The 20,176-nt window shown below is 62.0% G+C and carries 17 protein-coding genes; 10 read left to right on the top strand and 7 right to left on the bottom strand.

Annotation, left to right across the window (positions count from 1 at the left end; genetic code table 11):
- Positions 1-18: 18 nt before the first annotated feature.
- The 3 genes from hrpA to rplY all read left to right on the top strand — a co-directional run bounded on the left by hrpA (position 19) and on the right by rplY (position 5,395).
- Positions 19-3,939 (top strand): ATP-dependent RNA helicase HrpA, encoded by a 3,921-nt coding sequence (gene hrpA / locus BN1124_RS01330; protein WP_042638375.1) that lies wholly within the window; start codon positions 19-21, stop codon positions 3,937-3,939.
- An 83-nt stretch (positions 3,940-4,022) separates the two neighbouring features.
- Positions 4,023-4,865, top strand: coding sequence for a type IV pilus assembly protein FimV (locus BN1124_RS01325; protein ID WP_042638373.1), 843 nt, complete (start codon positions 4,023-4,025; stop codon positions 4,863-4,865).
- A 242-nt stretch (positions 4,866-5,107) separates the two neighbouring features.
- Entirely contained in the window at positions 5,108-5,395 is a 288-nt protein-coding gene (rplY, locus tag BN1124_RS01320) for a 50S ribosomal protein L25 (RefSeq protein WP_033130792.1), read from the top strand.
- 118 nt (positions 5,396-5,513) lie between these two features.
- Here rplY and BN1124_RS01315 read toward each other — a convergent pair whose 3' ends face one another.
- The 3 genes from BN1124_RS01315 to selD are packed head-to-tail and all read right to left on the bottom strand — an operon-like array spanning position 5,514 to position 8,316.
- A complete protein-coding gene (locus BN1124_RS01315; protein WP_042638370.1) occupies positions 5,514-6,158 on the bottom strand; it encodes an MBL fold metallo-hydrolase in 645 nt (214 codons plus the stop codon).
- Positions 6,152-7,282: a tRNA 2-selenouridine(34) synthase MnmH gene (gene mnmH / locus BN1124_RS01310; protein WP_042638368.1), complete on the bottom strand. Its 1,131-nt coding sequence runs from the start codon at positions 7,280-7,282 to the stop codon at positions 6,152-6,154. Before mnmH ends, BN1124_RS01315 begins: the two co-directional genes overlap by 7 nt.
- The gene (selD, locus tag BN1124_RS01305; protein WP_042638366.1) at positions 7,279-8,316 is read right to left on the bottom strand and encodes a selenide, water dikinase SelD; all 1,038 of its coding nucleotides are present in this window, start codon (positions 8,314-8,316) and stop codon (positions 7,279-7,281) included. The genes mnmH and selD overlap by 4 nt, the downstream gene beginning before the upstream one ends.
- A 346-nt stretch (positions 8,317-8,662) precedes the next feature.
- Here selD and BN1124_RS01300 point away from each other — a divergent pair, with 346 nt between their 5' ends.
- Positions 8,663-9,103 (top strand): EamA family transporter, encoded by a 441-nt coding sequence (locus BN1124_RS01300; protein ID WP_042638364.1) that lies wholly within the window; start codon positions 8,663-8,665, stop codon positions 9,101-9,103.
- Positions 9,104-9,209: 106 nt separating this feature from the next.
- Positions 9,210-9,854, top strand: coding sequence for a glutathione S-transferase family protein (locus tag BN1124_RS01295; RefSeq protein WP_042638362.1), 645 nt, complete (start codon positions 9,210-9,212; stop codon positions 9,852-9,854).
- A 78-nt stretch (positions 9,855-9,932) separates the two neighbouring features.
- On the opposite strand, the gene BN1124_RS01290 is transcribed toward BN1124_RS01295, so the two are convergent.
- The 3 genes from BN1124_RS01290 to BN1124_RS01280 all read right to left on the bottom strand — a co-directional run bounded on the left by BN1124_RS01290 (position 9,933) and on the right by BN1124_RS01280 (position 14,217).
- A complete protein-coding gene (locus BN1124_RS01290; RefSeq protein WP_042638361.1) occupies positions 9,933-11,126 on the bottom strand; it encodes an acyltransferase family protein in 1,194 nt (397 codons plus the stop codon).
- A 295-nt stretch (positions 11,127-11,421) separates the two neighbouring features.
- Positions 11,422-12,612: a class I SAM-dependent methyltransferase gene (locus BN1124_RS01285; RefSeq protein WP_042638359.1), complete on the bottom strand. Its 1,191-nt coding sequence runs from the start codon at positions 12,610-12,612 to the stop codon at positions 11,422-11,424.
- Between the two features lie 174 nt (positions 12,613-12,786).
- Positions 12,787-14,217 (bottom strand): methyl-accepting chemotaxis protein, encoded by a 1,431-nt coding sequence (locus tag BN1124_RS01280; RefSeq protein WP_042638357.1) that lies wholly within the window; start codon positions 14,215-14,217, stop codon positions 12,787-12,789.
- 83 nt (positions 14,218-14,300) lie between these two features.
- Between BN1124_RS01280 and BN1124_RS01275 the strand changes: the two genes are divergently transcribed.
- The gene (locus BN1124_RS01275; protein WP_042638355.1) at positions 14,301-14,573 is read left to right on the top strand and encodes an acylphosphatase; all 273 of its coding nucleotides are present in this window, start codon (positions 14,301-14,303) and stop codon (positions 14,571-14,573) included.
- Between the two features lie 14 nt (positions 14,574-14,587).
- Positions 14,588-15,346: a CHAD domain-containing protein gene (locus BN1124_RS01270; protein ID WP_052445572.1), complete on the top strand. Its 759-nt coding sequence runs from the start codon at positions 14,588-14,590 to the stop codon at positions 15,344-15,346.
- Positions 15,347-15,433: 87 nt separating this feature from the next.
- Here BN1124_RS01270 and metG read toward each other — a convergent pair whose 3' ends face one another.
- A complete protein-coding gene (metG, locus tag BN1124_RS01265) occupies positions 15,434-17,467 on the bottom strand; it encodes a methionine--tRNA ligase (protein ID WP_042638353.1) in 2,034 nt (677 codons plus the stop codon).
- Positions 17,468-17,652: 185 nt separating this feature from the next.
- Between metG and apbC the strand changes: the two genes are divergently transcribed.
- From apbC to dcd, 3 genes are all read left to right on the top strand, one after another.
- Positions 17,653-18,735: an iron-sulfur cluster carrier protein ApbC gene (apbC, locus tag BN1124_RS01260; protein WP_042638351.1), complete on the top strand. Its 1,083-nt coding sequence runs from the start codon at positions 17,653-17,655 to the stop codon at positions 18,733-18,735.
- 108 nt (positions 18,736-18,843) lie between these two features.
- Positions 18,844-19,488 carry a uridine kinase gene (udk, locus tag BN1124_RS01255; protein ID WP_042638349.1) on the top strand — a complete coding sequence of 215 codons (645 nt, stop codon included), beginning with the start codon at positions 18,844-18,846 and terminating at the stop codon, positions 19,486-19,488.
- Between the two features lie 63 nt (positions 19,489-19,551).
- Positions 19,552-20,133: a dCTP deaminase gene (gene dcd, locus BN1124_RS01250; RefSeq protein ID WP_033130805.1), complete on the top strand. Its 582-nt coding sequence runs from the start codon at positions 19,552-19,554 to the stop codon at positions 20,131-20,133.
- Positions 20,134-20,176 lie beyond the last annotated feature (43 nt).

The raw sequence follows: 20,176 nt of genomic DNA, 5'->3' as shown, positions 1-20,176 counted from the left end.
ATTTAAGGAATCTCTACCTTGTCTCTCTCTCTCGAGGCGTTGCGCCGTCGCTTATCTGCCTGCATGAATCTCGACGCCCGTCGCCTTTCCAGTCGCCTGCACGGGGTCAAGAAGCTGCCCGAGGCCAAACAGACCGCCGTGCTGGAAACCATCGCCGCCGATCTGGATGTCGCCGAGGCGCGCTATCAGAGCCGCCTGGCCGGTGTGCCCAAGGTCACCTACCCGGACAACCTGCCGGTCAGCCAGAAGCAGGCGGAGATCGCTAAAGCCATCAGCGAACATCAGGTGGTGATCATCGCCGGCGAAACCGGCTCGGGCAAGACCACCCAGATCCCCAAGATCTGTCTGGCCCTCGGACGCGGGGTGAAGGGCTACATAGGCCACACCCAGCCGAGGCGTCTCGCGGCCCGCACTGTGGCGGCCCGCATCGCCGAGGAGATGGAGTCCGAGCTTGGCCAATACGTGGGTTACAAGGTGCGCTTCACAGATCAGGTGAGCGAGCAGACCCACATCAAGTTGATGACGGACGGTATCCTGCTGGCGGAGATCCAGCACGACAGGTTGCTGACTCAGTACGACACCATCATCATCGATGAGGCCCACGAGCGCAGCCTCAACATCGACTTCATCCTGGGCTACCTCAAGCAGCTGTTGCCGAGGCGCCCGGATCTCAAGGTGATCATCACCTCGGCCACCATCGACCCCCAACGCTTCTCCCGCCACTTCAACCAGGCGCCGGTCATCGAAGTGTCCGGCCGCACCTATCCGGTGGAGGTGCGCTATCGCCCCTTGTTTGAAGACAAAAAGAGCGATGGCAAGGAGAGCGGGGACGAGCGCGACGAGTTGCAGGGGATCTTCGATGCGGTTGAGGAGCTGGCCCGCGAAGGGCTGGGGGACATCCTTATCTTCATGAATGGCGAGCGGGAGATCCGCGACACCGCCGACGCCCTGCGCAAACTCAACCTGCGCGACACCGAGGTGCTGCCGCTCTACGCCCGCCTCTCCAACGCCGAACAGAACAAGGTGTTCCAGCAACACGCCGGGCGGCGCATCGTGCTGGCCACCAACGTGGCCGAGACTTCCCTGACGGTACCGGGCATTCGTTACGTGATCGATCCCGGTACCGCCCGCATCAGCCGCTACTCCTGGCGTACCAAGGTGCAGCGCCTGCCCATCGAGCCCGTCTCCCAGGCCAGCGCCAACCAGCGCAAGGGCCGTTGCGGCCGGGTGGCAGACGGTATCTGTATTCGCCTCTACAGCGAGGAGGATTTCAACAATAGGCCCGCCTTCACCGATCCCGAGATCCTACGCACCAACCTGGCCTCCGTCATCTTGCAGATGTTGGCACTGGGCCTTGGCAACATGGAGGCCTTCCCCTTCGTCGAGCCGCCGGAATCGCGCCACATCAAGGACGGCCTGACCCTGCTCAAGGAGCTGGAGGCGGTGCGTGAGTTGCCAAACCCCCATGGGAGCCAGGAGCAAGAGGCCCGCCTGCAGTTGACCGACACCGGTCGCCAGTTGTCGCGTATCCCCCTTGATCCCAGGCTGGCCAGGATGGTGATCAGTGCCGCCCAGACCGGCTGCCTCAGCGAGGTGCTGGTGATCACCGCGGGGCTGAGCATCCAGGATCCCCGCGAGCGGCCCATGGAGAAGAAGCAGGCCGCCGACGAGCAGCACAGACGCTTCGAAGACAAGGATTCCGACTTCCTCGCCTTCGTGAACCTCTGGAATTACCTGAAAGAGCAGCAGGATCTGCTGGGTAGCAACCCGTTCCGCCGCATGTGCCAGAAGGAGTTCCTCTCCTATCTGCGGGTGCGGGAATGGCAGGATATCCACTTCCAACTGCGCCAGAGCGTCAAGGAGTTGGGATTCAAGACCAATGCAGAGCCGGCGGACTTCAAGACGGTGCACTGCGCCCTGTTGACCGGTCTCTTGAGCCATATAGGTAACAAGGATCTGGAGAAGCCTGAGTTCCTCGGTGCCCGCAACGGCCGCTTCCACCTGTTCCCGGCCTCGGGCCTCTTCAAGAAGCCGCCCAAGTGGGTGATGGCCGCCGAACTGGTGGAGACCTCCCGCCTCTATGCCCGCATCAACGGCAAGATTGAGCCCGAGTGGGTGGAGCCCCTGGCGGGCCACCTCATCAAGCTGCACCACAGCGACCCCCACTGGTCGAAGAAAAATGGCGCCGTCATGGCCAAGGAGAAGGTGACCCTCTATGGCCTGACCCTGGTGAACGAGCGGCTCATCAACTTCAGCCGCATCGATCCCGCCCAGTGCCGCGAGCTGTTTATCCGCCGTGCCCTGGTAGAGGGGGATTTCGAGACCCGTCACCGTTTCTTCGGCGAGAACCGCAAACTGCTGGCCGAGGTGGAGGCGCTGGAGCACAAGTCCCGTCGCCGCGACATCCTGGTGGACGACGAGGATCTGTTCCGCTTCTACGATGCCCGCTTGCCGGAAGACGTCATCTCGGCCCGGCATTTTGACAAGTGGTGGAAGGAGGCGCAGAAACAGGATCCCGATCTGCTCAACTTCGAGAAAGAGATGCTGATGAAGGGGGATGCGGCCCACATCAGCGATCTCGACTACCCGAACTTCTGGCAACAGGGTCGGCTCAAACTGAAGTTGAGCTACCAGTTCGAGCCGGGGGAGGCGGCGGACGGCGTCACCCTGCATATCCCGCTGCCGCTGCTCAACCAGGTCGAAGTGAAAGGCTTCGAGTGGCTGATCCCGGGCCTGCGCCATGAGCTGCTGGTGGCCCTCATCAAGTCCATGCCAAAGCCCATGCGCAAGAACTTCGTGCCGGCGCCGAACTACGCCGATGCGCTGCTCGCCAGCATCAACCCCGAGCAGGGGCCGCTGCTCGACGAGATGGAGCGTCAGCTGCGTCGCATGACAGGGGTGACAGTGCCCCGTGAGGCCTGGGATTGGGCAGCGGTGCCCGATCACCTGAAACTCACCTTCCGGGTGGTGGACGATAAACACAAACCCATCGCCGAGGGCAAGGATCTGGAGGCGCTCAAAGGGTCCCTGCGCGGGCGCGTGCAGGAAACGCTGTCCCAGGTGGCGGATGACGACATAGAGCAGTCCGGCCTCACCCTGTGGAGCTTTGGCGAGTTGCCCAAGGAATACAGCCAGAAGCGGGCGGGCTTCGAGGTGAAAGCCTATCCGGCCCTGGTGGATCAGAAGGATTCGGTCGCCATCCAGCTGGTGGAGAGCCCGGTCGCCCAGCAGCAATTGATGTGGAGTGGCCAGCGCCGGTTGATCCTGCTCAACGTGCCGTCGCCCATCAAATACCTGCAGGAGAAGCTGCCGAACAAGGCCAAGCTCGGGCTCTATTTCAATCCCTTCGGCAAGGTGGCGGAGTTGATCGATGACTGCATCGCCTGTGGCTGCGACAAGCTCATCGAGCAGCACGGTGGCCTGGCCTGGGACGAGGCGGGTTTCGAGGCGCTCAAGGAGTTTGTGCGCGCCGAGCTCAACGATGCCGTGGTCGAGGTGGCGAGCCAGGTGGAGGCGGTATTGACCCTGTCCCATGAGATCAAGAAGCGGCTCAAGGGCAAGATGCAGCTCGACACCGCCTTTGCCATGTCGGACATCCAGCAGCAGCTTGGCAACCTCATCCACAAGGGCTTCGTCACCGAGACCGGCTGGCAGCGCCTGCCTGACTTGCTGCGCTACCTGCGCGCCATCGAGCGGCGCCTCGAGAAGCTGGCCATCGATCCAAACCGGGACAGGGTCTACATGCTCAAGGTGCAGAGCGTGGAGGCGGACTACAAGGCGCTGCTCGCCAAGATCCCCAAATCCCAGCTGATCCCGACCGAGGTGGCCAATATTCGCTGGATGATCGAGGAGCTGAGGGTGTCGTTCTTCGCCCAGCAACTGGGCACCCCCTATCCGGTTTCCGATAAACGGGTGCTCAATGCGATTGCTCAGTGCTAAGCTGCTATGTGTCTGTTTTCTGAACCATTGTGCGATGCGTCACACAATGGGGTCGGTGAACGAGGGGATCAGGAGGGCATAGGATGCTGGGGATCTGGTTAGGGGTGGCGCTGGTCAACATCAGCGGATATCAACCCATCGCGGAACAAACCTGGGTGCAGCTCAATCCGGAATATTATCCGGTACACAGCGCGGTGCCGCCCATCTTCGTGGCGTGGCGGGGCAATCAGTTTCCGCCGCTGGAGCAGAAGAAAAAGAACGGTCACTGGCTGGTGCTGTTCCCCGCGAGGCTGGTGCCGCCCTTCGACTTGTTCGAAGGGGAGGCGCAGCTCTCCAAGGCGTATCTGGCCAGGCTCAAGCGCATCGACGAGATGGCCTATGGCATGGCGCCCAATCAGCCGGTCAATCCGGCCGTCGGCATGGCGGCCTCCATCCCGTCACAGGAAGGGCTGAGTCAGCCCTTTATCGCCGAGTTCTCCCTGCCCGGTCTCGGTGAGGAAAGCCGTCGGCTGGCGTCGCCTGAGCCACTGTTGGCCCGCTTGGTGCGCCATCGAGCCTTGAATGTCTCCCCCTCTGAGCCTGCCCAGGTGCAGCTTGCCGCCGCCTCCGGACCGACGGAAGCGACGACCCTGACCCTGTCGGCGCCGGCGGCAGGAGAAGGAAACTCGCGGGTCTGTCACCAGGTCGCGGCGGGCGAGACCCTCTGGCGCATCGCGAGCCAGCTGGTGTCCCAGGGGGGCGGGGCCGATACCTACAGCTATCTGCTGGCCCTGGTGGAAGACAACCGCACCAGCATGGGCAAGGGGATCAGGGTCAAGACGGGCCAGAGCCTCTATTGCCCGCGGGCCGAGACCCTGGCCCAGTTCGATGCCATGAGCCCGGCCCAGCGCCAGCAGCAATTTGCCCGGCTGGATCAGGGGCGCTGAGGATATGTTCCCGGGCGCTTCGGTCAGTTGGTCTGAGGGGAAAAGTGGGGTGGCAGACAACCTCTGGTTGAGATCCGGCGTGGTCTCGACTGCAAAAATAGTCTGATTGGGCACAGGGGCCGATGAGCGCGGGGCGCCGGCTTGTATCCGCCTTGGGCCCATGCTAGTATTCGCGCTCGTTTTGCGAGGTGCTGACCGGTCGCAGTCAACACCATACATTCATCTTAAAAGAGATAAACACTATGTCTTTCGTATTCCAAGCTGAAGTCCGTTCTGACCTGGGGAAAGGTGCGAGCCGCCGCCTGCGTCACGCTGACCAAGTTCCTGCCATCGTTTACGGTGCTGGTAAAGAAGCCGTTTCCATCACTGTGGATCACAAGAAACTGATCCTGGCCCAAGAGAAGCCGGAGTTCTACTCCTCCGAGCTGACCCTGGTCATCAACGGTGAAGAAGTGAAAGTAAACGTCAAGGCGATCCAACGTCACCCTGTACGTTACAAGCTGGTTCACCTGGACTTCGTACGCATCTAATTGCGTCGGTTCGGTTGAATGAAGAGCCACTCCCCGGAGTGGCTTTTTGCATTCTGATGCTCTGGCATCGGCGATGACAAAGGGCGACCCATGGGGTCGCCCTTTGTCGTTTGCCGTGCTACCAGACCGGCTGGGTGAGGTAGGGGTTGCTGACCCGCTCGCGGCCGAAGGTGGAGCTGGGCCCGTGGCCCGGCACGAAGACGATGTCATCCCCGAGCGGCAACAGGGTCTCGGTGATCGAACGAATGAGGGTGGCGTGATCCCCGCGGGGGAAGTCGGTGCGACCTATGCCGCCGGCAAACAGCACGTCGCCGACCCAGGCGAGCTGCTCGGCCCGGCTCAGCAAGATCACATGCCCCGGGGTGTGACCCGGACAGAAATAGACCTCCAGCTCGCAGTTGCCGAGCGCCACCTTGTCTCCCTCTGCCAGCCAGGCATCTGGACTGAAGGCGGGGGTGTGGGGGAAACCGAACATCTGGCTCTGCTGAGGCAGCATGTCGAGCCAGAAGGCGTCTTCCTTGTGGGGGCCCGTGATGCGCACGCCGGTACGGGTGCGCAGCTCGGCGGCGGCACCCACGTGATCCAGGTGGCCGTGGGTCAGCAGGATCTTCGACAACACGAGGTCGTGTTTGGCGATGGCGGCCAACAGCTTGTCTGCCTCGCCACCGGGATCGATGAGCGCCGCCTGGCGGGTCTCGTCACACCAGATGAGGGAGCAGTTCTGGGCAAAGGGAGTGACCGGAATAATCTCAAATTTCAGCATATCGAACTCTTCTGATTAGCCTGGTTGGCGTGTTGTTCTGCAAAAAAGGCGAGACAGGCCTGCTTGTCGCCCCTGAAATGCACTCGCTCACGCTTGTTGTCCAGCTGATAGAGATACATGGGGTCGTAGTAGCGGGTCAGCAGGAGACGGATCCAGGCCAGATGCAGCTCGGTATTGCCGCTCCGGGCCTGCTCGGCGAGGGCCGCCTGCATCAGCGCATCCAGCTCTCTATGATCCTTGTCCCCCAGGCGACGTTTGAGGCGGGCCAGGGCATCGGTCAGGTAGGCGGCAAACAGCGGCCAGCCATCTTCTGCGCCATACATCTCCAGGTAACGCTGCCAGAGATCCTGTACGTAATCGATGCGGATCTGCTCGGCACGCTCTTCTTGCGGCACGTCCACCACCACCAGCGGGGCCTGGCACATGGCCTCATAGAGGTTCAGCGGCAGGGCGCAGCGACCGATGAGGCGGCTCTCGTCTTCCACCACGAAGGCATGTTCCCCAAGGTGGCGGCGCTTGAGCAGCTCGATGGCGAGCTTGTTCTCGAAGTTGATGTTGCTGGGCTGGCCCCCGGGGAGCTGGCCGAAGGAGGAGCCCCTGTGGTGGGCATGCCCCTCCAGATCCACCGCCTGGGCGACCTTTGCCAGCATGTGGGTCTTGCCGGAGCCGGTCATGCCGGTCAGCACTGTCCAGTGGCACTCGGCCGAAGCCTTGTCCTGAGTATCCATGAGGAAGCGGCGCAGCTCCTTGTAGCCGCCAGCCACCCGCGGACGGGTGACGCCGGCCTCATGGAGCCACTGTTGCACCGTCTGGGAGCGCAGGCCGCCGCGAAAGCAGTAGAGCAAGGCATCGGGCTGCTGGCGCAGCTGCGCCAGCCAGCTTTCCATGCGCTCAGCCCGCACGGCGCCGCCCACCAGTTGATGACCCAGCGCGATGGCGGCGGCCTGACCCTGCTGCTTGAAGCAGGTGCCGACCTGGGCGCGCTCCTCGTCCGTCATCAGCGGCAAGTTGATGGCGCTGGGGAAGGCGCCGTCCTTGAACTCGATGGGGGCGCGCAGGTCGATAAGCGGCACGTCTTCGAGGAAGATGCGGGCCAGATCCGTCGCCTGTGGCAACGCACTCATTGGATGACCTCGATGAAGCGCTCGCCATCCAGAGGCTTCATCAGCCCGACGGGGGAGAGGGAGAGTCCGGCCTCGCGGGCAATGGCCAGCAGCTCGGCCTCGCTCTCTTTGCCGACCGCCACCAACAGGCCACCGCTGGTCTGCGGATCGCAGAGGATGTTGCGGGTGCGATCGTCCATGGCATCGAGCTTGTGGCCGTAGGAGTCGTGGTTGCGTAGGGTGCCGCCCGGCACGCAGCCTTCGGCGAGGTAATGATCCACCTCGGGCAACAGCGGCAGGGCATTGAAATCGAGGCGGGCGCAGAGCCGGGAGCCTTCACACATCTCCAGCAGGTGGCCGGCCAGACCAAAGCCGGTGACGTCCGTCATGGCGTGCACACCCTTGAGCGCAGCGAAGCGCTGGCCAATCTTGTTGAGGGTGCACATGGCCTCGGGGGCCAGTTGCTCGTGCTCGGGTTTGAGCTTGCCCTTCTTCTGGGCGGTAGTCAGGATGCCGATGCCGAGGGGCTTGGTCAGGTAGAGCACGTCGCCGGCCTCGGCGGTGTCGTTCTGCTTGATGGCATCGAGCGGCACTATGCCGGTCACGGCGAGGCCGAAGATGGGCTCGGGGGCGTCGATGCTGTGACCACCGGCCAAGGAAATGCCCGCCTCGTGGCACACCTGGCGGCCGCCGTCTATCACCTGCTGTGCCACTTCCGGCGCCAGGGTATTGATGGGCCAGCCGAGGATGGCGATGGCGACGATGGGTTTGCCGCCCATGGCGTAGATGTCGCTGATGGCGTTGGTAGCGGCGATGCGGCCGAAGGTGAAGGGATCGTCGACGATGGGCATGAAGAAGTCGGTGGTGGAGACGATGCCCTGACCGTTGCCGATGTCCACTACGGCGGCGTCATCCTTGCTGCTGTTGCCAACGATCAGAGTCGGATCGTCAAAACCCGGGATCTGGCTCTTGAGAATGGTGTCGAGCACCTTGGGGGAGATTTTGCAGCCGCAGCCAGCGCCGTGGCTGTATTGGGTCAGACGAATGGAAGACATAGTTAGCCCTCTTGGTTCAAGCTCGCGTTGGCGCGCACGACGGGATAACGGCACGGCCTTCACGATGCGGATAGATCGCAGAAGATGGGTGGTCTTGGCAGGCATCGCGGGCAGAGCGGTGGATAGACCGCTGAGTCGGACGGGGTATCGGGGCCAGGGCCCATACCAGAGCCACCAAGGGCCACGGGACGCGGCATTATGCCACAAAGTGGGTGGGGGATCCGAACCGCAATTCACGGCAATGGCGCGAGAAGCTGTGTCTGCGCTGCCCAGACAGACTTCCCCACCGGCCGGCAGGGGCTCTGCTACAACTAAGGGCACTTCTCTTTGGCAAGGACTGCACACCATGACCTCTTCCCTCGGCTGGTTCTCCTGGGCCCTGTTGTCGGCCTTCTTCGCCGCCCTGACCGCCATCCTGGCCAAGTTGGGGGTTCAGCAGATCAATGCGGATCTGGCGACCCTGATCCGCACCGCCATCATCTTCATGCTGCTCTGCCTCTATGTCGCCCTCACCCGGCAGTGGAGCAACCCCTTGCAGATCTCCGGCCACAGCTGGCTGTTTCTCGGCCTCTCCGGGCTTGCCACCGGGGCGTCCTGGCTCTGCTATTTCCGGGCGCTGCAACTGGGGGACGTCTCCCAGGTGGCCCCCATCGACAAGCTCAGCCTGGTGCTGGTGGTGATATTCGCCTGCTTGTTTCTCGGAGAGCGACCCTCCTTGCGGGAGTGGTTCGGCATCGGCCTCATCGCCAGCGGCGTCATGGTGCTCGCCCTCAAGGAGCAGGGATAAGGGCTTAGCTTGCTACCTGCAAAATTTACATCTGCTTTGATGATATTTGGTGAAGTAAAAACGACCTGAATTTGGTCAATGCAACGGAATATAAGGAATCGGTGATATGAAACTCTATGCCCATCCCTTCTCGTCCTACAGCCAGAAGGTGTTGATCGCGCTCTACGAAAACGCCCTGGCGTTCGAGTACCACAATCTGGAATCCCCCACGGTCAAGGCCGAGCTAGCCGCCCTCTGGCCGCTCCAGCGCTTCCCCGTGCTGGTGGACAACGGCCATACCCTGCTCGAGAGCAGCACCATCATCGAGCATCTCCAGCAGTTGCATCCGGGCCCCAGCACGCTAGTGCCGACGGGGGAGGCGGGCATAGAGGTGCATATGCTGGATCGCCTGTTCGACAACTATGTGATGACCCCCATGCAGAAGGTGGTGCTGGACAGGCTGCGCCCGGCGGCCGAGCGCGACAGCTACGGGGTGGCCCAGGCCCGGGAGATCCTGGACAAGATTTATCCCTGGCTCGATGAGCGCCTGCGTGGACGCATCTGGGCGGCGGGGGAGACCTTCACCCTGGCCGATTGCGCCGCCGCGCCTTCTCTCTTCTACGCGGACTGGGCCCACGAGATCCCGCCTGCTTGCGCCCAGCTTAGGGCCTATCGCGCCCGCCTGCTGGCTCATCCCTCGGTCGTGCGGGTGGTGGACGAGGCGAGACCCTATCGCCACTACTTCCCCCTGGGGGCACCCCAGCGCGACTGATATCGGCGGAGCTCCAATAAAAAACAGGCCCGCATTGCGGGCCTGTTTTATGGTGGTGGAAAGCACCACGGCGCAGGTCTATTCCTCCTGCTTCGCTGGTCGCGGCCATAGTCCCTTGATGCCCTGCCAACGGCGCAGCCTGCGCTGTATCGGCCGCTCAAACCCGATGTAGCTCAGCCAGGAAATGCCGAGCAGCAGTGTCAGCATCAACAGGGTGGCGAGCCCTCCCAGCCATGGGTTGGTCTGGGCATACCACCAGTCGGTAAGACCGGGAGCCAGATGATGGATGAGCTCTACGCCTGTGAGCAGCACCAGGACGTGCCAGAGGTAGATGGAGTAGGAGAGATCCCCCAGCCAGTTGGTGAAGCGATTGTCGAGCAGGCGCAGCAGCGGGCTCTGGCGCGCGCCTTGCGCCGCGGCAATCCAGATCAGCAGCACATAGGCGCCAATCAGCAGCAGGGTCAGTGGCGCCGTCATGGGAAATTGCAGCAGCACCCAGGGTAGGGCAAAGGCCAGCAACAGCGGCAGATCCCGCCCCATCATGGGCAGCTGCCGACTCGCCTTGACCCTGGGCAGCAGCCAGAGGCCGAACACAAATTCACTTACCCCGCGTCCCACTGCCAGCACCCCGCTGGTGACATCCAGGGTGCCCTGGCAGTGAACGATGAACGCCAGCACCATAAATGCCAGCAGCGGGGCGAGGTGGCTCCAGCGACTGCGGGTGACCGCAAGCGGAATGAGCAGCGGGAACAGCAGGTAGCTTATCCACTCCACGCTCAGGGACCAGGCGGCGAAGTTCCAGGTCAAGCCATGATCCGTCACCACCTGCAGCAACAAGAGGGCACTCGGCAGCGCCTCCACCGGGGTGAAGGGGGAGCCGAAGGGCTGCATGCCCTCCCACTCCCACATCTTGAACAGGGGGCCGGCGAAGAAGCCTATCTGATGCTGGGCCTTGTAGAGCTCCCAGCCTACCAGCAGCAACAGGGTGACGAAATAGAGGGGGTAGACTCGGGTCAGCCGCAGCCAGAGAAAACGGCCATAGCCGATGGTGCGACGAGGGCCACAGCAGGCTTCCCCATAGACGTGGGCCAGCACCAGTCCGCTCAGGATGAAGAAGAGATCGACCCAGAGGTAGCCGTTCTCGATGAGTTGGGTCACCTCGGCGATCGGCTCCTTCCACTGGGGAAACAGCAGCAAGCGGGCGTGGAACAGCACCACCATCAGGGCAGCAATGCCCCGCAGCGGCGTCAACAGCGGCAATGATTGATTCATGACGGGATCCTTGTGATGTTCAGCTTGGCCTGACATCGTTTTTGTTGTTATGCAGGCACCTTGGACCCGCAGCCTCGACTCATGGCGGTCATAGGCGGGATCACAGTATGCGAACAAGAGTCATATGAGTGTGATTGTTGTCATGAATATGCACTTGCGAAGAAAAAACAGGCAGACGTATAGGGCGTGGTGCACGCCTGGGGGTGGGTTAGGGGTTGCGCATCAGGGGGTGAGCGCATAAAAAAACAGGCCCGCATTGCGGGCCTGTTTGATCAAGGTGTCTGTGTGTTGCAGATCAGCGGGCGCGAACCACCAGGCCCTTGAGGTAGAAGCCTTCAGGGTAGGCGGTGCCGATGGGGTGATCGGAAGCTTGGGACAGGAGCTCCAGGATCTGGGCATCACGACCGGCGTCGAGCGCGGCATCCGCCACGATCTTCTGGAACAGGCTCTGCTCCATCAGGCCGGAGCAGGAGTAGGTCAAGAGCACGCCGCCCGGCGCCAGCAGCTGGAAGGCCAGCATGTTGATGTCCTTGTAGCCGCGGCAGGCACCCAGCAGTTGGGCCTTGCTCTCGGCAAACTTCGGCGGATCCAGCACTATGACGTCGAACTTCTCGCCCTTCTCGCGGTATTCCCGCAGCAGTTTGAATACATCATGACGAATGAACTGGGTGTTGCTGATATCCAGACCGTTCAGCTCGGCGTTCTGGCGAGCGGTATCCAGCGCAGTCTGGGAGAGATCCACGTTGACCACTTCGCTGGCGCCGCCCTTGAGGGCATAGATGCCAAAACCACCGGTGTAGCTGAAGCAGTTGAGCACCCGCTTGCCTTCGGTGTACTTGGAGACCGCCTGACGGTTGTCACGCTGATCCAGATAGAAACCGGTCTTGTGACCGTTGCGGATGTCCACCAGGATCTTGACGCCGTTCTCTTCGATGACCACGGGCTCGGTCGGGGTCTCTCCATGGATGACGCCGGTGCGCTCTTTCAGGCCTTCCTTCTTGCGTACCGCCACGTCGGAGCGCTCATAGATGCTGCACTCGGGGTAGAGGGTACGCAGGGCTTGGGTGATCAGCTCGCGCTGGAACTCGACCCCGGCGGAGAGGATTTGGCACACCAGGAAGTCGGCATAACGGTCGATGGTCAGGCCCGGTAGACCGTCAGACTCGGCGGCGCACAGACGATAGCCAGTGAGACCCTGGCGCTTGATCAGCGGATCCCGGGACTCCTGGGCATATTTGAGGCGACGGAGGAAGAAGTCCAGATCGACGGTCTCGTCTTTGTCGAAGGTCCAGACCCGGGCGCGGATCTGGGAGCTGCCCGACCAGGCCCCACGGGCGAGCCACTTGCCGTCGTTGGCGTAAATCTCGACGGTATCGCCGTCGATGGGGTTGCCTTCAACCCGCTCAATCCCCTTGGAGAAGATCCAGGGGTGACGGCGCAGCAGGGATTTTTCGCGGCCTTTGACGAGGTAGATGTAAGCGCTCATGGGTGTTTACCGATGCCAGAAAGAAGAGGGGGCGTATTTTAGTGGCAACGCCGGGTTTAAGCCAGCTTTCATCCCGCTCGTCAGGCCGAGGAACGAGTGTTTCTCGGGGTAAAGAAGGGACCAAAAGCAGGGCTCCCCGTGGGGAGCCCTTTTATTGTTGCGAGACTGTGCCGACTAGATCCGCAGGCCGGTCATGGCCTGGCTGAGTTCGGTAGCGGTCGCCTTGAGGCCGGAGGTGCCGGCCACAGAGGCGCTGGCCGACTCTTCCACCCGGCTCGCCTCGTGGCGAACCTGATCCAGGTTGCGGGTGATCTCCTCGGCCACCGAGCTTTGCTCCTCGCTGGAGGTGGCGATCTGGGTGCTCATCTCCAGCACCGCATCGCTGTGGCTGCTCAGCTTGTCGATGTCCAGCCCCACCTCGGTGATGAGCTGCTGGCTGCTGGCGGCGCGCCCGACCGTCTTCTCCATGATGTCGTTGAGCGCCCCAGTGCCGCTTTGCAGCTCTTCGATCATCTGCTGGATCTCCACCGTGGCCTGCTGGGTGCGGCTGGCGAGGGTGCGTACCTCGTCGGCCACCACGGCGAAGCCACGGCCCTGCTCGCCGGCGCGGGCAGCTTCGATGGCGGCATTGAGTGCCAGCAGGTTGGTCTGCTGGGAGATAGCGTTGATGACGTTGACCACTTCGTTGATGCGGTTGGCATTGTGGGTCAGCCGCTCGACTGCGCCGGAGGCGTTGCCAATCTCGTCGGCCAGGGTGCTGATGGCGCTGATGGTGCGGGCCACCCGCTCGGCGCCGTTGGCGGCCTCTTCGCTGGACTGGCGAGTCTGCAACAGGGTGTCGTTGGCGTTGCGAGCCACTTCCCGGATGGCGGCAGACATCTGCTCCATGGCGGCGGCCAGGGAGTCCATGTGTTGGCGCTGAGAACGAGCCATGGTCTCGCCGTCGCTGGCATGTTCGCGAAACTCGTCGGCGGCCATGGTGAGCGCCTCGGCGGACTCTTCCACCAGCTTCACTATCTTGTGCTGACGATCGGTGAAGCTGTCGATGCTGCCCGCCAGGATGGAGAACTCGTCCCGCACCGGGAAGAAGTTGAGGCGGAAGGTGAGATCGCCGTTCGCCACCGTCTGCAGCGCCTTGTTGGTGGAGTAGAGCGCGCCGGAGACGAAGGTCATCAGGTAGTGGGTGATGAGGGCCAACAGGGCGGCCAGCACGGCGATGATGGTGAGGGTGGTTCCCTGTCCATCCCACATGGAGTAACGGCTGGTATCCAGGGTGCCGGTGACAAACCCGGCCTGACCTGCGCTCGCACTGACGCTGTAGTGATCCCCTTGCTGACTCAGACCTGTGCTGCCCGTCTGGGCGAGGGTGAGCTCGGCGGGCAGGCTGAGGCCGGGCTGCTGGCTCACCAGCTGGGCGACGGTCTCGACCCTTTGCTTGAGTTGATCCAGCCGAACCTGCATCTGCTGATCATGGCTGTCGGCCAGCAGATACCAGGTGAGGAAGGCGATGAACAGGAGCGGGCACCAGAAGGTGATGAGAAATTTTTCGCTGATCGTGAGGTGAATGAGATAGCGGTCAACCCAACGGAATTTTACTTCTTTCATAATGATATTGCGTCCTGCAAGGGGAGATGTGTCGCAGTCATTATCGCCTTGGAGGGAAATTTCTTAAGGAAAAGGTGCTGAAAATGGGAGAGCAATCGTTTGTCGTTCGGGTCTGGGGTCAGGTGCAGGGGGTCGGGTTTCGTTACTTCACCCGGGAGCGTGCGCTGCAGCTGGGGCTAAGAGGCCATGCCTACAACCTGGAGGATGGCTCGGTCGAGGTGCTGATCGCCGGCCCGGAACAGCAGGTACAGATGATGCTGGGCTGGCTGGAGCATGGGCCCCGCACGGCGACGGTGACCCGCATGGAGTGCACCAAGGCCGCGCCGCCCACGGGTGCGGGCTTTCATACCAACTAACAGGAGGCAGGGGCATGGAGATGATGGTACAGACGACATGGCAGGAGCAGGCACGCCGGCTCATCGATCAATATGGCGCCGCCACCCTGGCCCTGCGTCAACAGGCCGCGCCGGCCGAAGTGCATGCCTACCGGATCGCGGCCCGTCGCCTGTTGGCTTTGCTCGCTCTGTGGCGACCCCTCATCCATCAGCCGGGGTTGGAGCGACGGCTGATGCGGGCGGCGGGCAAGCTCTCGGCCCTGCGCGATGCCCAGGTGTATGAGGCGCGTTTTGGTGGCAAGCCCCACGGGATCTCGGCCCCTCGCGTCCCCATGCTGACGGTGCGACTTGAGCGCTGGCTGGATCGGCTGGCGCAGGTGCCCGCCGACTTCAATCCCTTGCCGCTGTTTCAGATGCAGCTGGCGCTCTCCCTTGCCGATGGACTGGCCGAGCCGGGGCTGGACGGTGTCTCTGCCAGTCATAAACGCCAGCTGCGCCATTGGCACAAGCTGCGGTTGATCCTCAAGCAAACCCGCTACGGGGTGGAGCTGCTGGTGGGGCAGGGGGAAGGGGATCCGGCCTGGCTGGTCATGCTGACCGCCTGGCAAGACAGGCTCGGTCAGTTGCAAGATGCCCGTCAATGGCTCAAACGGCTGAGCCGCAAGGGGGGCGGTGGCAAGAGACAACGCCAGCAGGCGCGTCTGAAGGCGGCGATGGGCTGTCAGCTGCAGCAGCTGGACTGCCAGCAGGCGGAACTGGTGGGGCTCAGGATGGCGATGCAGCCTGTGGTGTGAGAGTTATCCCCCAGGCTTGTCAAAACGGTGAAATGAAAAGAGAGGCCCTCGGGCCTCTCTTTTTGATCACTGCATCCTGGGCTGCGCTTACTTGACGCGCATGCCGGGCTGGGCGCCTTCTTGCGGCTCCAGGATCCAGAGATCCTTGCCGCCCGGGCCTGCGGCCAGCACCATGCCTTCTGACATGCCAAAGCGCATCTTGCGCGGTGCCAGGTTGGCCACCATCACGGTCAGCTTGCCTTCCAGATCTTCGGGGTTGTAGGCGGACTTGATGCCGGCGAACACCTGGCGGGTCTCACCACCGAGATCCAGCTGCAGTTTCAGCAGTTTTTCCGCTTCCGGCACGGCTTCGGCCTTCTTGATGAGCGCGACGCGCAAGTCCAGCTTGGCAAAATCCTCATAAGAGATGGTTTCGCTGATGGGGTCATCCGCGAGTGGGCCAACGGGCTTCTTGTTCTGCTCCTTGGCCAGATCGTCCTTGGAGGCTTCCACCATGGCTTCAATCTTGGCGGGCTCGATGCGGGCGAACAGCGCCTTGAACGGGGCCAGCTGGTGGTTGGTGAGCGGCAGGGCCACGGCATCCCAGCTGAGGGTCTCGCCGAGGAAGGCTTCGGCGCGCTCGGCCAAGAGCGGCATGACAGGCTTGAGGTAGGCCATCAGCACCCGGAACAGGTTGATGCCGACGGAGCAGACCGCTTGCAGCTCGGCGTCCGCGCCTTCCTGCTTGGCCAGCACCCAGGGCGCCTTGTCGTCGACGTAGCGGTTCGCCTTGTCGGCCAGGGCCATGATTTCGCGAATGGCACGGCTGAACTCGCGGGTTTCATAGGCTTCGCTGATGGAGGCGCTGGCGTTGGCAAATTCGGCGTAGAGCTCGGGTTCGGCGCAGGTCTCGGCCAGCTTGCCGTCGAAACGCTTGGCGATAAAGCCGGCATTACGGGAGGCCAGGTTGACCAGCTTGTTGACCACGTCGGCGTTGACCCGCTGCACGAAGTCTTCAAGGTTCAGATCCAGATCGTCGATGCGGCTGTTGAGCTTGGCGGCGTAGTAGTAACGCAGGCACTCGGGATCCAGGTGCTTGAGGTAGGTGCTCGCCTTGATGAAGGTGCCCTTGGACTTGGACATCTTGGCGCCGTTGACGGTCACATAGCCGTGTACGTTGACCTTGGTCGGCTGGCGGAAACCCGCGCCTTCCAGCATGGCTGGCCAGAACAGGCAGTGGAAGTATGCGATGTCCTTGCCGATGAAGTGATAGAGCTCGGCGGTGGAGTCCTTCTTCCAGTAGCTGTCGAAGTCGATGTCGCCGCGCTTGTTGCACAGGTTCTTGAACGACGCCATGTAGCCGATGGGGGCATCCAGCCAGACGTAGAAGTACTTGCCCGGCGCCCCGGGAATTTCGAAACCGAAGTAGGGGGCATCGCGGGTGATGTCCCACTGCTGCAGGCCGCTCTCGAACCACTCCTGCATCTTGTTGGCCATCTCTTCCTGGATGGCGCCGGAGCCGCGCACCCAGCCGGCGAGCCAGGTTTCAAACTGGGGCAGGTCGAAGAAGAAGTGCTCGGAGTCCTTCATCACCGGGGTCGCACCCGAGACGGCGGATTTCGGATCGATGAGCTCGGTCGGGCTGTAGGTGGCACCGCAAGCGTCGCAGTTGTCACCGTATTGCTCGGGGGACTTGCACTTGGGACAGGTGCCCTTGACGAAGCGGTCCGGCAGGAACATGGACTTTTCCGGATCGAACAGCTGGGTGATGGTACGGCCCTTGATGAAGTCGCCCTCTTTCAGGCGCCCGTAGATCAGCCCCGCCAGCTCGCGGTTCTCGTCGCTGTGGGTGGAGTGATAGTTGTCAAAGCTGATGTTGAAGCCGGCGAAATCCGTCTGATGTTCTTCGGACACGGCCGCGATCATCGCTTCCGGGGTGATCCCGAGCTGCTGCGCCTTGAGCATGATGGGGGTGCCGTGCGCATCGTCGGCACAGACGAAATGCACCTGATGGCCACGCATTCGCTGATAACGAACCCAGATATCGGCCTGGATGTGTTCCAGCATGTGACCGAGATGGATGGAGCCATTGGCATAGGGGAGGGCGCAGGTTACCAGCATTGTACGAGGATCAGTTGCCATAATACGTTCTTTATGTGCCTGTTGGGATGATACAGTGCCGTGCATGTTACCCGAATTGGGGGCGGCCTGCCTAGGGTTGTGGCCTTGCCTGGCGCGGCAGAGGGCATCCCGGATCCGCAGTCAAGCCACTGATTTGTGTGCGGTAACCGTTCACCTCAGCATAACGACAACATAATGGGGAGTTAATGGTGATTGATTCAGTAAAACAGATCCTTGCCGAATTTAAGCCGGCAGGGTGGGGCAAAGATCTGGTGGCGGCCGGTTTCGTGCGTGCCATCGAGCATCATGAGCAGCGCCTGACCATCAAGCTGGTGCTGCCGTTTGCCGGGCGCTCCCTGTTTGAGCAGATTAAGCAAGACTTCGATTCCCGCCTGCGTATCGCAACGGGAACCGCCGCCATCGACTGGCAATGCGACATCGAGGTGGCGAGCATGCCCCGTGCCCAGCAGCTGGCGGCGGTGCAGGGTATTCGCAACATCCTGGTGGTGGCCTCCGGCAAGGGCGGGGTGGGCAAGTCCACCACCGCCGTCAACCTGGCGCTGGCGCTGAGCAGGGAGGGGGCGCGGGTCGCCATCCTGGATGCGGACATCTATGGCCCCTCCATTCCGACCATGATGGGCACCCTCAAGGAGCGTCCCGGCAGCCGCGACGGCAAGACCATGGAGCCGGTGATGGCCTGTGGCCTCAAGAGCAACAGCATCGGTTACCTGGTGGCCGAGCAGGATGCCACCATCTGGCGCGGTCCCATGGCGAGCAAGGCGCTGGCGCAGATCCTGCACGAGACCCGCTGGGGCGAGGTAGATTACCTGGTGGTGGACATGCCGCCGGGCACAGGGGACATCCAGCTCACCCTGGCCCAGCAGGTACCCACCACGGCGGCGCTGATCATCACCACCCCGCAGGACGTGGCGCTGGCGGACGCACGCAAGGGCATCGCCATGTTCAACAAGGTGCATGTGCCGGTGCTCGGCATCATAGAGAACATGAGTTATCACGTCTGCAGCGCCTGCGGTCATCACGAGGCGCTGTTCGGGACCGGTGGCGGCCAGAAGATGGCAGAGCAGTATCAAGTGGCACTGCTTGGCCAGCTGCCGCTGCACATCGACATCCGTCAGCACATGGACAATGGGACTCCCACCATGTTCGGTGCGCCGGAAGGGGAGTTGGCTGAGGCTTACCTCAAGCTGGCCCGCCGGGTCAGTGCGGAGCTCTATTTCAGCGGTAAACCGATTGCGACCCCGCTCTACACGGTGGCGCTGGACGAATAATCGGCTGTTGGCCGATTGCAATGGATTTGGGGTGGGCATGGCCCACCCTTTTTTATATAATGGATCGGTTTAAACAATCCCCAGTGCTCTTCTCCTTAGGTATTTTCAATGTCTGATACTCAACATTCGTGTGTGATCATCGGTATTGCTGGTGCATCCGCATCCGGCAAGAGTCTTATCGCTCAAACCATTTATGAAGAGCTGGTGGCCGAACTGGGCGCAGGTCAGATTGGTGTGATCACCGAGGATTGCTACTACCGTGATCAGACCCACCTGACCATGGAAGAGCGGGTCAAGACCAACTATGACCATCCCAATGCCCTGGATCACGATCTGCTGGTGCAGCATCTGACTCAGCTGGTGAAAGGCGACGCGGTCAACATTCCCCAGTACTCCTATACCGAACACACCCGCATGAGCGAGGTCACTGCCTTCGCCCCGCGCCGGGTCATCATCCTGGAAGGGATCCTGCTGCTGACCGATAGCCGTCTGCGGGAGCTGATGGATGCCTCCATCTTCATGGATACGCCCCTCGACATCTGCCTGTTGCGCCGTCTGGTGCGCGACGTGCAGGAGCGCGGCCGTACCATGGATTCCGTGCTCAAGCAGTACCAGAAGACGGTACGCCCCATGTTCATGCAGTTCATCGATCCGTCCAAGCAGTACGCGGATGTGATCGTGCCTCGCGGAGGCAAGAATCGCATCGCCATCGACATGCTCAAGGCGCGTATCCGCCACATGTTGATCGGATAAGATGCTACAAGCCGGGCGATGCCCGGCTTTTTTAAATGAATCATTTATCAGGAGAGTCGCCCAATGCGTCTTTGTGATACCGATATCGAACGCCATCTGGATGAAGGCAAGATAGTGATTGAGCCGAGACCCGGCATTGAGCGGATCAGTGGCGTCAGCGTCGATGTGCTGCTTGGCAACGAGTTTAGGGTGTTTCGCGATCACACCGCCCCCTACATCGATCTCAGCGGCCCGAGCAGTGAGATGGCCGATGCCATCGATCGGGTGATGAGCGACGAGATCCATATCCCGGACGGGGAAGCCTTCTATCTGCACCCGGGTCAGCTGGCGTTGGCGGTGACCTATGAATCCGTGACCCTGCCGGCGGATATCGTTGGCTGGCTGGATGGTCGCTCCTCCCTGGCACGCCTGGGCTTGATGGTGCACGTCACCGCCCACCGCATCGATCCGGGCTGGTCCGGTCGCATCGTGCTGGAGTTCTACAATGGCGGCAAGCTGCCGCTGGCGCTGCGCCCCAAGATGAAGATAGGGGCGCTCAACTTCGAGATGCTCTCAGGGGTCGCTGCCCGCCCGTACAACAAGCGGGAAAACGCCAAGTACAAGAGTCAGCAAGGGGCCGTGGCCAGTCGGATGAGCCAGGACTGACGGTGTCTCTTTTGCTGTTCGTGTTGATGAAGGGTGCCAAGGC

The organism is Aeromonas eucrenophila (genome assembly GCF_000819865.1).
GTDB lineage: Bacteria > Pseudomonadota > Gammaproteobacteria > Enterobacterales > Aeromonadaceae > Aeromonas > Aeromonas eucrenophila.
The sequence above is the reverse complement of the archived record's forward strand: the minus strand, read 5'-3'. Positions and strand labels throughout refer to the sequence as shown.

What these genes read in the sequence shown, in the direction of transcription:
- BN1124_RS01325 (WP_042638373.1), top strand. Translation starts at nt 4,023, where the DNA reads ATGCTGGGGATCTGGTTAGGGGTGGCGCTGGTCAACATCAGCGGATAT.
- rplY (WP_033130792.1), top strand. Translation starts at nt 5,108, where the DNA reads ATGTCTTTCGTATTCCAAGCTGAAGTCCGTTCTGACCTGGGGAAAGGT.
- BN1124_RS01315 (WP_042638370.1), bottom strand. Translation starts at nt 6,158, where the DNA reads ATGCTGAAATTTGAGATTATTCCGGTCACTCCCTTTGCCCAGAACTGC.
- mnmH (WP_042638368.1), bottom strand. Translation starts at nt 7,282, where the DNA reads ATGAGTGCGTTGCCACAGGCGACGGATCTGGCCCGCATCTTCCTCGAA.
- selD (WP_042638366.1), bottom strand. Translation starts at nt 8,316, where the DNA reads ATGTCTTCCATTCGTCTGACCCAATACAGCCACGGCGCTGGCTGCGGC.
- BN1124_RS01300 (WP_042638364.1), top strand. Translation starts at nt 8,663, where the DNA reads ATGACCTCTTCCCTCGGCTGGTTCTCCTGGGCCCTGTTGTCGGCCTTC.
- BN1124_RS01295 (WP_042638362.1), top strand. Translation starts at nt 9,210, where the DNA reads ATGAAACTCTATGCCCATCCCTTCTCGTCCTACAGCCAGAAGGTGTTG.
- BN1124_RS01290 (WP_042638361.1), bottom strand. Translation starts at nt 11,126, where the DNA reads ATGAATCAATCATTGCCGCTGTTGACGCCGCTGCGGGGCATTGCTGCC.
- BN1124_RS01285 (WP_042638359.1), bottom strand. Translation starts at nt 12,612, where the DNA reads ATGAGCGCTTACATCTACCTCGTCAAAGGCCGCGAAAAATCCCTGCTG.
- BN1124_RS01280 (WP_042638357.1), bottom strand. Translation starts at nt 14,217, where the DNA reads ATGAAAGAAGTAAAATTCCGTTGGGTTGACCGCTATCTCATTCACCTC.
- BN1124_RS01275 (WP_042638355.1), top strand. Translation starts at nt 14,301, where the DNA reads ATGGGAGAGCAATCGTTTGTCGTTCGGGTCTGGGGTCAGGTGCAGGGG.
- BN1124_RS01270 (WP_052445572.1), top strand. Translation starts at nt 14,588, where the DNA reads ATGGAGATGATGGTACAGACGACATGGCAGGAGCAGGCACGCCGGCTC.
- metG (WP_042638353.1), bottom strand. Translation starts at nt 17,467, where the DNA reads ATGGCAACTGATCCTCGTACAATGCTGGTAACCTGCGCCCTCCCCTAT.
- apbC (WP_042638351.1), top strand. Translation starts at nt 17,653, where the DNA reads ATGGTGATTGATTCAGTAAAACAGATCCTTGCCGAATTTAAGCCGGCA.
- udk (WP_042638349.1), top strand. Translation starts at nt 18,844, where the DNA reads ATGTCTGATACTCAACATTCGTGTGTGATCATCGGTATTGCTGGTGCA.
- dcd (WP_033130805.1), top strand. Translation starts at nt 19,552, where the DNA reads ATGCGTCTTTGTGATACCGATATCGAACGCCATCTGGATGAAGGCAAG.